Source organism: Acinetobacter sp. V110_1, assembly GCF_031798975.1.
GTDB classification, from domain to species: domain Bacteria; phylum Pseudomonadota; class Gammaproteobacteria; order Pseudomonadales; family Moraxellaceae; genus Acinetobacter; species Acinetobacter nosocomialis_A.
The window spans coordinates 409,216-422,876 of record NZ_JAVQNN010000012.1 but is presented as its reverse complement, the minus strand read 5'-3'; the positions used below and the strand labels follow the sequence as shown (position 1 = coordinate 422,876).

10 protein-coding genes and 2 tRNA genes are annotated in these 13,661 nt (G+C 38.4%); 7 read left to right on the top strand and 5 right to left on the bottom strand.

Features of this window, described 5'->3' with window-relative positions; genetic code table 11:
• The first annotated feature begins 179 nt into the window (after positions 1 to 179).
• Positions 180 to 1,943, top strand: coding sequence for an alkaline phosphatase D family protein (locus RMA95_RS02445; protein ID WP_311069493.1), 1,764 nt, complete (start codon positions 180 to 182; stop codon positions 1,941 to 1,943).
• A 102-nt stretch (positions 1,944 to 2,045) separates the two neighbouring features.
• On the opposite strand, the gene RMA95_RS02440 is transcribed toward RMA95_RS02445, so the two are convergent.
• Together RMA95_RS02440 and RMA95_RS02435 are read right to left on the bottom strand one after the other, a co-directional pair.
• Positions 2,046 to 2,131: transfer RNA gene (locus RMA95_RS02440), tRNA-Leu, on the bottom strand.
• 11 nt (positions 2,132 to 2,142) lie between these two features.
• A tRNA-Cys gene (locus RMA95_RS02435) sits at positions 2,143 to 2,216 on the bottom strand.
• Between the two features lie 152 nt (positions 2,217 to 2,368).
• On the opposite strand from RMA95_RS02435, the gene folD reads away from it, so the two are divergent.
• Entirely contained in the window at positions 2,369 to 3,217 is an 849-nt protein-coding gene (folD, locus tag RMA95_RS02430; protein WP_016140185.1) for a bifunctional methylenetetrahydrofolate dehydrogenase/methenyltetrahydrofolate cyclohydrolase FolD, read from the top strand.
• A gap of 269 nt (positions 3,218 to 3,486) precedes the next feature.
• Positions 3,487 to 4,155 carry a 50S ribosomal protein L11 methyltransferase gene (locus tag RMA95_RS02425; protein WP_311069492.1) on the top strand — a complete coding sequence of 223 codons (669 nt, stop codon included), beginning with the start codon at positions 3,487 to 3,489 and terminating at the stop codon, positions 4,153 to 4,155.
• A gap of 22 nt (positions 4,156 to 4,177) precedes the next feature.
• On the opposite strand, the gene RMA95_RS02420 is transcribed toward RMA95_RS02425, so the two are convergent.
• Both RMA95_RS02420 and RMA95_RS02415 read right to left on the bottom strand, forming a co-directional pair.
• Complete coding sequence (locus RMA95_RS02420; RefSeq protein WP_004699645.1) at positions 4,178 to 4,600, bottom strand: hypothetical protein; 423 nt, start codon at positions 4,598 to 4,600, stop codon at positions 4,178 to 4,180.
• Between the two features lie 116 nt (positions 4,601 to 4,716).
• On the bottom strand, positions 4,717 to 6,048 hold the full coding sequence (locus RMA95_RS02415; protein WP_191012067.1) for an MFS transporter: 1,332 nt from the start codon (positions 6,046 to 6,048) through the stop codon (positions 4,717 to 4,719).
• A 373-nt stretch (positions 6,049 to 6,421) separates the two neighbouring features.
• Here RMA95_RS02415 and glpK point away from each other — a divergent pair, with 373 nt between their 5' ends.
• Both glpK and glpD read left to right on the top strand, forming a co-directional pair.
• Entirely contained in the window at positions 6,422 to 7,930 is a 1,509-nt protein-coding gene (gene glpK / locus RMA95_RS02410; RefSeq protein ID WP_311069491.1) for a glycerol kinase GlpK, read from the top strand.
• A 149-nt stretch (positions 7,931 to 8,079) separates the two neighbouring features.
• A complete protein-coding gene (gene glpD, locus RMA95_RS02405; protein ID WP_311069490.1) occupies positions 8,080 to 9,597 on the top strand; it encodes a glycerol-3-phosphate dehydrogenase in 1,518 nt (505 codons plus the stop codon).
• 41 nt (positions 9,598 to 9,638) lie between these two features.
• On the opposite strand, the gene RMA95_RS02400 is transcribed toward glpD, so the two are convergent.
• Positions 9,639 to 11,471 (bottom strand): phosphoenolpyruvate carboxykinase (GTP), encoded by a 1,833-nt coding sequence (locus RMA95_RS02400; RefSeq protein ID WP_233929914.1) that lies wholly within the window; start codon positions 11,469 to 11,471, stop codon positions 9,639 to 9,641.
• Positions 11,472 to 11,862: 391 nt separating this feature from the next.
• Here RMA95_RS02400 and RMA95_RS02395 point away from each other — a divergent pair, with 391 nt between their 5' ends.
• Together RMA95_RS02395 and RMA95_RS02390 are read left to right on the top strand one after the other, a co-directional pair.
• A complete protein-coding gene (locus tag RMA95_RS02395; protein ID WP_311069489.1) occupies positions 11,863 to 12,801 on the top strand; it encodes a diacylglycerol kinase family protein in 939 nt (312 codons plus the stop codon).
• A complete protein-coding gene (locus tag RMA95_RS02390) occupies positions 12,782 to 13,540 on the top strand; it encodes a metallophosphoesterase family protein (protein ID WP_263614439.1) in 759 nt (252 codons plus the stop codon). Before RMA95_RS02395 ends, RMA95_RS02390 begins: the two co-directional genes overlap by 20 nt.
• The last annotated feature ends 121 nt before the right edge of the window (positions 13,541 to 13,661 follow it).

The following is a 13,661-nucleotide window of genomic DNA, read 5'->3' as shown; positions in this document are numbered from 1 at the left end:
GGACAAGTGCGCGATTGGCAAGAGAAAAACGGAGAGTTTGCTTTATTTTCAATCAGTTCTTGTCGGTATTTATATAAATTAACCAGTTTGTGTCATGATTTATTCATTAAACTGAGATCAGACGTTCATCTTCTGTACTTAAGTTTAAAGCACTCATTGCTTAAAACTTAGAGAATTTTATGTCAGAGAAAATTTCACGCCGAGAATTAATTCAAAAAAGTCTACTCGGTTTTGGGGCTTTATCTATGCCTGTTGCTTTCACTGGTTGTAATGATGGTTCAGAAGATGAAAGTCCTCAAGTACAAGCAGATTTTCTTCATGGTGTTGCAAGTGGAGACCCCTTACAGGATAAAGTCATCTTATGGACACGAGTGACACCTACAGACTCTGGGGTGCGTTTAAAAGTTGTGTGGGAAATTTCAACCGATAATCAGTTTAAACAAAATTTAAAGACGGGGATGGTTGAAACAAGCAAAACTGATGACTTTACAGTGAAAGTTGATGCAGCTGGTTTACAACCAGATACGGTGTACTACTACCGTTTTAAGTTTGGTAGTAAGGTTTCACCAGTAGGGCAGACGAAAACATTACCAATATCGACCAATAAAGTAAGCTTTGCAGTATGTTCTTGCTCTAACTATCCTGCGGGTTACTTTTATGTTTATCGTGAAATGGCAAAACAAAACGTCGATGTCATTATTCATTTAGGTGACTATATTTATGAGTATGGGGCAGATGGTTATGCGACAGAAGATGCTGCAAAGCTAGGTCGTACGTTACCTGCTGACAATAATAAAGAAATTATTAAATTAGATGATTATCGCAAACGCTATGCACTTTATCGTCAGGATAAAGATTTACAAGCAGCTCATCAACGCCATCCTTTTATTGTAATTTGGGATGATCACGAGTTAGCGAACGATGCTTGGCGTGATGGTGCGGAAAACCATCAAAGTAGCGAAGGATCTTTCTCAGATCGTAAATTAGCTGCTCTACAAGCTTATTTTGAATGGATGCCAATTCGCCCAGTTTCTAGTTCTGACCATTTAAATATTTATCGCCAGTTTAACTTTGGCTCACTTGTCCAACTCACTATGCTAGATACACGCATTATTGCGCGTGACAAGCAACTTGAATATGCGGACTATATGACAGCCTCTGGCTTAGATATTGCAAAATTTCAAGCAGATTTAACAAATCCGGCGCGTACTTTAATGGGGTATACGCAAAGAGATTGGTTGGTCGATAAATTAAAGCAATCTACAGCAACATGGAATGTGGTGGGTCAGCAAGTCTTAATGAGTAAAATGTGGATTCCAGCCGAATTGCTGGCATCTTTAGGGCAGATTACTTCAGGAGGAACTTCATCTGAAGCACTTGCTAAGATGAACGCACAAATTACTGAGTTGGTCACTTTAAAACTTCGTTTACAACAAAATGATCCGACATTAACAGTTCAAGAAAAAGCAAGGATTATGACGGTTGCACCATACAATCTTGATGCTTGGGATGGTTACTATGCTGAGAGAGAGTTTGTATACGATAAATTGGCAGAGTTTAATAAAAAGATGATTGTGCTTGCGGGAGATACACACAATGCTTGGGCATCTTATTTATATAGCCAAAAAGGAAAATATGTAGGTGTTGAACTGGCAACAAGCTCTGTATCATCTCCTGGCTTAGAAAAATATTTAAGTATTCCATTGGCACAGTTACAGCAGTTTGAGTTTGCGTTTACTACATTGATTGATGAATTGGTCTATTGTAATTTAAATCAACGTGGATACTTGCTCGTTACTCTCGATCAGGCACAAGTTCATTCAGAGTGGGTATTTTTAGATTCAATTAAGAATGCTGAATATCAAGTGGATTCAAGCAGGCAAAACGAGATTATATTGGATCTGAATTTGACGCCTTTAAAGCAAGATCAGAAAACTGCTTAAAGCATAAAAGAATAGAGGGTTACATATGTAGCCCTTTTTTTTAGATATAAAAAAACCAGCTTACGCTGGATTCTTTATGACACCATATTCAGTACTTGAAAATGGTGCCCGGGGCCGGACTCGAACCGGCACGCTTTGTGGGCGGGGGATTTTAAATCCCCTGTGTCTACCTATTTCACCACCCGGGCTTTACCAAATTTGGAGGCGGAGGTCGGAATCGAACCGGCGTCCACGGAGTTGCAGTCCGCTGCATGACCACTCTGCCACCCCGCCTACATTTGGTGATGCACATATTAGCAACCTTTACGAAAAAAACAATACCGTTTTGAGCGAAGATGCACATAAAAACAACATCTAGAATAAAATTAGCGAAATTATCATGTATTATTGGCACATTAAATTCATGTCTACCTTGGAGATGTGCTGTGGCATTGGTTTTAGACGGTCGTGCATTAGCAAAGCAAATTGAAGAAAATTTGTCGGTACGTGTTGAAGCTTTAAAAGCAAAAACAGGTCGTACCCCGATTTTGGCGACTATTTTGGTTGGAGATGACGGTGCATCTGCAACTTATGTACGTATGAAAGGTAATGCCTGCCGCCGCGTAGGTATGGATTCATTAAAAATCGAATTACCACAAGAAACGACAACAGAACAATTGTTAGCTGAAATTGAAAAGCTAAATGCCAATCCAGATGTTCACGGTATTCTTTTACAACATCCAGTTCCTGCACAAATTGATGAGCGTGCATGTTTTGATGCAATCTCATTAGCAAAAGATGTTGATGGCGTAACTTGCCTTGGTTTTGGTCGTATGGCAATGGGTGAAGCTGCGTACGGTTCAGCGACTCCTGCTGGCATTATGACGATTCTTAAAGAAAACAATATCGAAATTGCGGGCAAACATGCAGTTGTAGTTGGCCGTTCAGCAATTTTAGGTAAACCAATGGCAATGATGTTGTTACAAGCAAATGCAACAGTAACGATTTGCCATTCACGTACACAAAATTTACCTGAGCTTGTAAAACAAGCTGACATTATTGTTGGTGCTGTAGGTAAAGCTGAACTTATTCAAAAAGACTGGATTAAACAAGGTGCAGTTGTTGTAGACGCAGGTTTTCATCCACGTGATGGTGGCGGTGTTGGCGATATTCAATTACAAGGTATTGAAGAAATTGCTTCTGCTTATACACCAGTACCGGGTGGTGTTGGTCCAATGACAATCACAACTTTGATTCGTCAAACTGTAGAAGCTGCTGAAAAAGCTTTAGGTTAATTTAATTAACACTAGGCTATTATTGATACGCGTAACCGTCATCCGCAATTGTTTGAGGCAGAAATACATTAAAAAATTAATGTTTCTGCGATGCTTTCGGTTCTAGAGAGTATCTGCCGAGTTTTGCGGGTGACAATGGTTAGACCTAATTTTTACGAAAGCCTTGCGAAGCAGGGCTTCTCAGGTCTAACCAAGGTTAAGGTAAAAATTCAAATCATAATGGAATGACTCTGTTATGCTTGTTATAAAAATGAATTAAAAGAAATCTGATGAGCTGCACCTTTCAATTGACCAAAGCCCCAGAACATTTACTTCAAGCCTTACATGAAGTGATTCCTCATTGTGAATTAATGGCACAACAGTTGCCTGAAACTCCAATCTCTTTATGGTTGATTCCACCTGTTTTTCCAACTGATCGTTTAGATGATGAAGTTATTCGCCGTATTTGGAATGACACGCCGTATTGGATTTTCTGTTGGGCATCAGGTTTGGCGATGGCTCAGTGGATACTTGCAGAGCCGCACCATGTTAAAGATAAAGTGGTATTAGATTTCGGCGCGGGTTCTGGTGTAGTCGCTATTGCTGCAAAAATGGCAGGAGCAAAACGAGTAATCTGTTGTGACATTGATCAAGTTAGTCTAAATGCTTGCCGTGAAAATGCATTGCTTAATAGTGTAGAACTCGAATATCTGGATGATTTATATAAAGCTGAACAAGTTGATGTTCTATTGGCTGCTGATGTGTTATATGACCAATGTAACCGCTTTTTCTTAGACGAATTTTTAAAATTTGCGCCAGAAGTTTGGGTGGCAGATAGTAGAGTTAAAAATTTTAGTCATCCAAAATATGAAAAAATTGAAGAAAGAAGCGCTACTACGTGGCCAGATCTGGATGAAGCAAGAGAATTTAGAAACGTAAGTTTTTATAAGACGCTGTAAAATAACAGCGTCTTTTTTTTAATTATGAACAAGTATAACGAACCACTTTTAACGTACTTGGGCGAGCTTCAAGTGCTTGGCGAGTCGCGTAATCTTCACCATTATTTAGACTTGGTGTGTTTGATAAACCGAAAGAAGCACGAGTTTCACCCAATTTAATTCCATATTGCTCATCTTTAGCTGGGTTTGGAATTTCATTGACACTTAAAATTGATAATTTATAAACTTTCTGAGCACCTAACACATTTTGGCAAGCACGTTGTAATTTACGCTCATCAAGTTGCTGGTTACTACGACCAGCTAAAGTATAAGCTAAAGTCGCTGAAGTTTTAGTTTGGTTTTCAATCTGATAGCCAGTTGAACCATTATATTGTCGAGGTGTAGTCTGACAAGCAGTTAAAATAAACATACTACTTAATGCCAAACATAAAATACTTTTGTTCATCAGTATCGTCCTTATTTTCTTATATGAAGTATCTCATAAAATAGATGTGTTGTTTGTGCTTATTCGCTTGGTTAGAGCCAATATTAACTGACGATATTGACTCTAATTGTAAAATATTAATGCTCTTTAATTTTTGAATGATGCTTAGTGTCTTTCATAAAAATATAAATGAGTAATGAAATGAAAATCATGATACTGACATAAATAAAGTACCAAGACTCATGTCCAGCCTCTTTGAAACTTAATGCGAAAAACTCAGCTGTGCCACCAAACAAAGTATTGGCAATCGCGTAGGGTAAAGCTACTCCTAAAGCGCGAATATGAGCAGGGAAAAGTTCGGCCTTCACTACAGCGTTAATTGAAGTGTAGCCAGTCACCATTACTAGACCTCCAAAACATAACCAAAATGCTGTCCAGTAGTTATGCGTGTTTGCCAGTGCATCAAATAAAATGTATGTGAATAAAACACCTGTTATTCCGAAGAAAATCATAAGAGGTTTTCGACCAATTCGGTCTGATAAAGCACCCGCTACAGGTTGTAGACACATGAAAATAAATAACGCTAAAGTGGTAATTTGAGTAGCTTCAGGTTTAGAAAAACCAGAAGTATTCACTAAATATTTCTGTAAATAGGTCGTGTAAGTATAAAAAGCTAATGTACCACCAGCAGTTAAGAATAATACGGTGAATGCTTCTTTAGGGTAGTGTTTAAACAAAGCAAACATGCCTGATTGTGGTTGGTCTTTTTCAGCTTGAGCATTTTTAAAAGATTGTGTTTCTAATAAGCCACGACGAATACGGAACACAACAATGGCAAGTAAAGCACCAATAAAGAATGGAATACGCCATCCCCAATCATGCAATTGTTGTTCGGTAAGTACCATTTGTAATATTAAAAGAACACACAAGGCAGTGAGCTGTCCGGCAATTAAGGTGACATATTGAAAGCTTGAAAAAAAACCACGTCGGTCTTTTTCTGCCATCTCACTTAAATAAGTAGCACTTGCACCATATTCACCGCCTACACTTAGACCTTGTATTAAACGTGCAACAACCAGAAGTAAAGGGGCAAATACACCAATGCTTTCATAAGATGGTGTAACTGCAATAAGTAGAGAGCCAACACACATTAAAGTAACGGAAAGTGTAAGACCCGCCTTACGTCCTTTACGGTCTGAATAAATCCCCATAATCCATGCGCCGATGGGACGCATAAGGAAACCTACTGCAAAAATTGCAGCTGCTTGTAGGAGTTGAGCTGTTTGACTTCCTTTTGGGAAAAAGGCATGAGCAAAATAGAGCGTAAATGCGGCATATACATACCAGTCGTACCATTCGACAAGGTTACCGGCAGAACCGCCCAAAATTGATTTTAGACGAGTTTTTGTATCTAAATTAGAATGTGGAGGTGTTGCGGTAGAAGGTTGATCAACCATGATTCGCTCCATGTTTTGCTTGGGTTGAATGCTAAAAAAGAGAGGATTTATTCTGATTTTTCATATTATCTAGAAGAGTATTTCACTTTATTTTTTTTATGTCTGTAAAACAATGTTTATTATTTAAGCGAAGGAATAAGTTGAATATTTATGTGATTTCAAATCAGTCGACCAACTGGTTTTTGTGATCTTATCTGAAACTTTGGGCTGTTATTTTTTCCCAATTAGTAAAAACTGATAAAGAATGAGCAATCTTTGGAAGAACAAAACCTATATCCCTTAAAAATAATGATATATTCCAAAGAAAATTTTAAATAAATGCAGTTGGACATAATGTCTTAGCATTGTGGACTAGATGTGTGTAGATAATGAAAGGGACATTCAGATGTCAAATTGCCCAAAAAAATATATTGTTGCTTTTGATCAGGGAACAACAAGCTCAAGAGCAATTGTTTTAGACCATGATGCAAACGTTGTCAGTATTGCACAAAAAGAATTTACTCAAATATATCCTCAGCCGGGTTGGGTTGAGCATGACCCTATGGAAATTTGGGCAACACAAAGTGCGGTATGGGTAGAGGCATTGGCTCAAGCTGGTATTAAGAGTGAACAAGTTGCGGCAATTGGCATTACAAACCAGCGCGAAACTACAGTTGTTTGGGATAAAAAAACAGGTAAGCCGATTTACAATGCAATTGTTTGGCAAAGCCGACAGACGACTGAAATTTGTAATCAATTGCATAAAGCAGGTTGGCAAGAATATATCCGTAAAACAACGGGTTTAGTCATTGATCCTTATTTTTCAGCGACAAAAATTAAATGGATTTTAGATCACGTTGACGGAAGTCGTGAGCGCGCTAAGCGAGGAGAGTTGTTGTTTGGTACGGTGGATACATGGTTAATCTGGAAATTAACCAATGGCGGTGTTCACGTCACTGATTTTACCAATGCTTCACGAACTATGCTGTTTGATATTGAAAAGCTTGAATGGGATGAAAAGCTTTTACAGGCCTTAGATATCCCTAAAGCAATGTTACCTGAGGTACGAAGTTCATCTGAGGTTTATGGATATACACATACTATTAGTGGGCAAGAAGTCGGTATTCCAATTGCTGGAATTGCAGGTGATCAACAAGCTGCGCTTTTTGGTCAAATGTGTGTTGAGGCAGGGCAGGCTAAAAATACTTACGGTACTGGCTGTTTTTTACTCATGAACACAGGTAAAAAAATTGTCCGTTCAGAGCATGGATTACTCACAACTATTGCATGTGGTGCGAGCGGTGAGGTGAACTATGCTTTAGAGGGCGCCGTATTTAATGGTGGCTCTTGTGTACAGTGGTTACGTGATGAATTAAAGGTCATTAAGAACGCTAAAGACTCTGAGCTTTATGCAACACGGGTAAAAGACAGTAATGGTGTATATGTGGTTCCTGCTTTTACCGGATTAGGTGCACCGTATTGGGACCCAACAGCGCGTGGGGCAATTTTTGGTCTGACACGTGGAGCTAGCATTGAACATATTATTCGTGCAACTTTAGAGTCCATTGCTTACCAGACAAGAGATGTACTTGATGCCATGCAGCAAGATGCAGAAGAAGAGCTTCGTACTCTTCGTGTTGATGGGGGAGTAACGGAAAATAATTTCTTGATGCAATTCCAAGCCGATATTTTGGCGACACCAGTAGAACGCCCAATAATGAAAGAAACAACTGCTTTGGGTGCAGCTTTCCTTGCAGGTTTGGCGACGGGTTTTTGGCAGGATCTTCATGAGTTAAGAAATAAATCTGCCATAGAAAAGGTATTTGAGCCAAAAATGTCTGCTGAACAATCTGAGCTGATTTATAAAGGTTGGCTTAAGGCGGTTAAGCGTAGTCAAAATTGGGCTGAGGATTGATTTTTTCTTAAATTAATTAAATTGTAGAGTAATCAATTAATGGCTAAAGGTTTGCTAATTCAAATTTGATTATTCTACTTTTTAGATTGTTGTTTCATCAATTTGATGTTTTAATTTTTATAAGATCAACAATAAAAAGAATATGAGAAATGAAAATACAATCTAATGATTATTCAAAAGTATATGATATTGCCGTAATTGGTGGCGGTATTAATGGCGTCGGTATTGCTAATGATGCGGTAGGCCGTGGATTATCCGTATTTTTATGTGAAAAGGATGATTTAGCCAGTCACACCTCATCTGCTAGCAGTAAATTAATTCATGGCGGTCTACGCTATTTAGAACATAAAGAATTTAGACTGGTCAGAGAAGCATTAGCAGAGCGAGAAGTGTTGTTGGCAAAAGCTCCACATATTATTGCACCAATGCGTTTTATTATGCCGCATCGGCCACATTTACGTCCTGCGTGGTTAATTCGAGCGGGCCTATTTTTTTATGATCATTTGGGAAAACGAGAAAAATTATTAGGTTCAAATCTTATTTATTTCAAAGAAGATAGCCCCTTAAAACCAGCTATAACGCGTGGCTTTGAATATTCTGACTGTACTGTAGATGACGCACGTCTTGTTGTATTAAATGCCCTCCAAGCTAAAGAACAGGGTGCCAAAGTCGTGACACGGACACGATGTGTGAAGGCTTATCAAGAACAAGAACTGTGGCATTTGGAACTACAAAGTGGAGCTGAGGTTTATCAGATACGTGCGAAAGCTTTAGTAAATGCAGCTGGTCCTTGGGTTGAAGAAATTATTAGTGAAAACTTAAATTTAAGATCGCCTTATCAAGTCCGATTGATCCAAGGAAGTCATATTGTTGTGCCAAAGCTATATGACTGCCATAAAGCCTTTATTATGCAAAATGAAGACCGACGCATCGTTTTTGCAATTCCATATTTAGAAAAATATACCCTAATTGGTACGACAGATCAGGAATATACAGGTGATCCACAAAAGGTAGAGATTACTGATGTAGAAATAGATTACCTTTTGACAGTCACAAATTCACATTTTAAAAAGCAGTTAACGCGAGCAGATATTGTAAGTCAGTACTCAGGTGTACGTGCTTTATGTGATGATGAGTCTGATAACCCTTCGGCAATTACCCGTGACTATACTTTGGCACTACAGACAGAAAATACTAATGCACCATTGTTATCAGTATTTGGCGGCAAGATTACGACCTATCGAAAACTGGCTGAGGCTGCTTTAGAACATTTGTCTCCGTTCTTTAGTGAAATGGCAGAGGAGTGGACTGCCAATAAGCCGTTACCCGGTGCTGAGAACTGGACCACACTAGATGATTTAATCAACCAGATTCAATTACGTGTAAATGGAGTTTCAGAATCCCTTGCCAAACGTTGGGCACATGCATATGGCACAAGAGTTTGGAACATGCTTCAAGAACGAAATGCTATAGAACAATTGGGGCAAAATTTTGGTCACGATTTATTTGAATGTGAAGTTAAATATTTATGTGAATATGAGTGGGCAAATACTGCAGAAGACATACTCTGGCGAAGATCTAAATTAGGTTTGGCGTTTAATGAGAAACAGGTAAAAGTGTTAGAAGCTTATTTATCTGAACGTAGACTAAAAGATGATGCCGCATAATAAAAAAGGCCGCATAAAGCGGCCTTTTTTATATTGAGCAATTAGAAGCCAGTTTTTACAGCTTCAAGTAATGCTGCTTGACGTTCTTTTAATGCTTTTGGTAAGCGCTCGCCAAGTTTATTGAATAACTCAGTGTGGCTTTCAATTTCAGTAACCCACTGGTCTTTATCTTGAGTAGTGATAAGGTCAAATTGTTCTTTACTGAACTCAGTGCCTTTCCAGTTCAAGTCTTCATATGTTGGAACAAAACCGATTGGTGTTTCAACAGCGTTTGCACGACCTTCACAACGGTCAATGATCCACTCAAGAACACGCATGTTTTGACCAAAACCAGGCCATACGAAGTTGCCTTCAGCATCACGACGGAACCAGTTTACGTTGAAGATTTTCGGTAATTTGTTGCCAGAAGCCTCAGCTTTCTCGCTTACTTTTGCACCAAGGCTTAACCAGTGGTCAAAGTAGTCAGCCATGTTGTAGCCAGCAAATGGAAGCATCGCGAATGGGTCACGACGAACAATGCCTTGTTGACCAACAGCAGCAGCAGTAGTTTCAGAACCCATAGTTGCCGCTTTATATACACCGTCAACCCAGTCAAAAGCTTCAGAAACTAAAGGAACTGTATCTGCACGGCGACCACCGAAGATGAATGCAGAAATTGGAACACCTGCTGGGTTTTCCCAATCAGCATCGATAGATGGACATTGACCTGCTGCAACAGTGAAACGCGCATTTGGATGTGCTGCTTTTTCGCCGTTTACGTGAGGTTGACCTTTCCAGTTTGTTAAGTTTGTTGGAACTTCTTTAGAAAGACCTTCCCACCATACTTGACCATCTTCAGTTACCGCTACGTTTGTATAGATAACATCTTTATGAAGAGTTGCCATACAGTTCGGGTTAGTCTTGGTATTTGTACCAGGCGCTACACCGAAGAAACCAGCTTCAGGGTTAATCGCATATAAGCGACCGTCTTCACCTGGTTTGATCCAAGCAATATCGTCACCTACAGTTTCGATTTTCCAACCTTCATAACCTGCTGGTGGAATTAACATCGCAAAGTTTGTTTTACCACAAGCAGATGGGAATGCAGCAGCGATGTAGTGTTTTTCACCTTGAGGGTTAGTTACACCAAGAATAAGCATGTGTTCAGCTAACCAACCTTGTTCGCGGCCCATGACAGAAGCGATACGAAGAGCTAAACATTTTTTACCAAGTAATGCGTTACCGCCGTAACCAGAACCGAAAGACCAGATTTCGCGAGTCTCTGGATAATGAACGATATATTTCTCTGGGTTACAAGGCCAAGCAACGTCTTTTTGACCTTCAGCAAGTGGAGCACCTACTGTGTGTACACAAGGAACAAATTCGCCGTCTGTACCTAATACGTCATAAACTGCTTTACCCATACGAGCCATTTTGCGCATGCTAACAGCAACGTAAGGAGAGTCAGTTAACTCGATACCGATATGAGCAATATGGCTACCTAAAGGACCCATAGAGAAAGGAACAACGTACATCGTACGGCCTTCCATTGAACCTTCAAATAAACCATTTAATTTTTCACGCATAACAGCTGGATCTTCCCAGTTGTTTGTCGCACCAGCATCTTCTTTATTTTGAGAGCAGATGTAAGTACGATCTTCAACACGCGCAACGTCAGATGGGTCAGAATTTGCAAGATAAGAACCAGGATGTTTTTCTTGGTTTAATTTCTGCATGGTGCCGTTAGCGATCATCAAGTCGATTAGACGTTGATACTCTTCTTCGCTTCCGTCACACCATTCGATTTTTGCTGGTTTGGTTAAGTTTGCAATTTCTTCAACCCATGCTATAAGCTTAGGATGACGAACGAATTCTGGTGCGTTCACTGTGGTCATGGTGAGGCCTATTCAAAATATGTACAACGTACAAGTCTATTCATTGGGGTACAATGAAAGATCAAATAAAAAAGTGGCTGTATTAAAGCATAAAATCATAAAAAAAATAAGACTAAAGACTAACAATTAGATATTTGGAATTCCGATCATTTTTTGATGAAAATCATTTGTTTATAGTTTTTTATAAGGTTTTTACTTTTATATTTTTATGTTGTATGTGTGTTATTTACTTAAATTATTTTGTTTTAAATCAATAAATTAACTCTTAAATTTTTCTTGAGAATTATTATTGATTAAACAAATGAAGATCATTCAAAATTTACATAAAGAGACTTTTAATAGGTGATTTTGTGTACAAAATAGAATAAACATCCCACTTTACGATAATAAAATGCGGCCTTTGAAACCTCTTTCGATCATCTATAACGAAAAATCAGGATTTCATGCTTCAAAACATGAAGATGTTTATGAGCAACTGATGACTGTACTCACTGAACATGGTTTTGAGATACAAGTTTTTGAATTAAATGAAAATACATTGTTTGATGATCTGATGAATAATGTGATTCATCGACATTCACAAAATGAAAATATAGGGGTAGTTGTTGCAGCAGGTGGAGATGGCACTTTAAATGCTGTTGCATCTAAACTTAGAAATACCTCTATTCCAATGGGAATTTTGCCTTTAGGTACTTTTAATTATGTGGCTAAAGTTTTAGATATTCCGCTAGATCTTTTGGACGCTGCCGAAGTTATTGCCACGGGTACACCTCGATCGGTTCATATAGCAGCCATCAATGATCATATTTATTTGAATAATGCCAGTTTAGGTCTATACCCACTCTTTATTAAAAAGCGCGAACTCTACAATAAATATTTAGGAAGACTTCCTTTACACGCTTATACCTCAGCTTTAGATGTTTTATTAAGAGAAAATAAGTCAATGAAGTTGTCGATAACGGTAGATGGTAAAAAATATCCCGTTAAAGCACCTCTAATTTTCTTTGGAAATAACCAACTACAGTTATGTGATATGAAACTCAGGATTGCAGAGTGTGCGGCGCAGGGAAGAGTGGCTGGAGTTGTAATTACAAAAAGTGATAAGCTGAGTTTGCTGCATATGCTTTGGCAATGGGTTCAAGGTAAAGTTGAAGATGCAGAAGACGTATATAGTTTTTGTGCAGATCATGTTGTGGTGGAATGTGCAAAAAAATCGAAACTCACAGTGGCTTTAGATGGTGAAATCATAGAGATGAAACCACCTCTAAATTTCACTGTAGAAAAAAATGCTTTAAATATTATGGTGCCGAATGTTATTACATCTGTCTGATTTACACTTTGGGACAGAAAAAAAAGAGTGTTTAGAAGCAATAAGACATTTTTGTATTCAGCAAAAGCCTGAAGTGATTGTCGTGAGTGGCGATGTTACTCAACGTGCTAAATATGAACAATTTTTTAAATGTCGGCAATTTTTAGATAGCCTCAATATTCCTTATCTTGTAGTGCCTGGAAATCATGATATTCCTTTGTATCATGTCTGGAACCGTTTTTTTTCTCCATTTACTCGGTATCGATATTTTTTTGGTGAATTAGAACCGACTTTAGAAACCGAACATTTCTATATTGTTGGGGTAAACAGCATACGTCGTCGTTATCACACACGTGGGCATATTTCGATTGAACAAATTCAAGATACTTATGAGCGTTTAGAAAAAGCGCCAAAAGATAAAATAAAGCTGGTGGTTTTCCATCAACCTTTTTATACACCACCCGATAATAGGCATGGGATAAAGGATTGTCCGGTTTTGGGCAAAATTGCTTTAGAAAAGTGGAGTACAACCGGATTATTTGGAATGCTGCATGGTCATCTTCATAAAACGGCTATATATGATTTAACTCAGATTTACCATCTGGAAATAGACCATCCTATATATGATATTCATGCGGGTACAGCAACTTCTACTCGTTTATATCATCACAATCCGAATAGCTTTAATACAGTTTCAAATACAGGAAAGATTCAGCATTACTGGTTCAATGAACAGTTGGCTGAATTCACTTCAGATTGATTTGGTTTAGATGAGATTAAATATTTGATTGTTTAAAAAATATTCAAAAAAGAAGAAAATTTTTCTTATTTCCCCTTGAAGCCATTTTTTTCATCCCCACAAAAGTGACATCTAAATATTT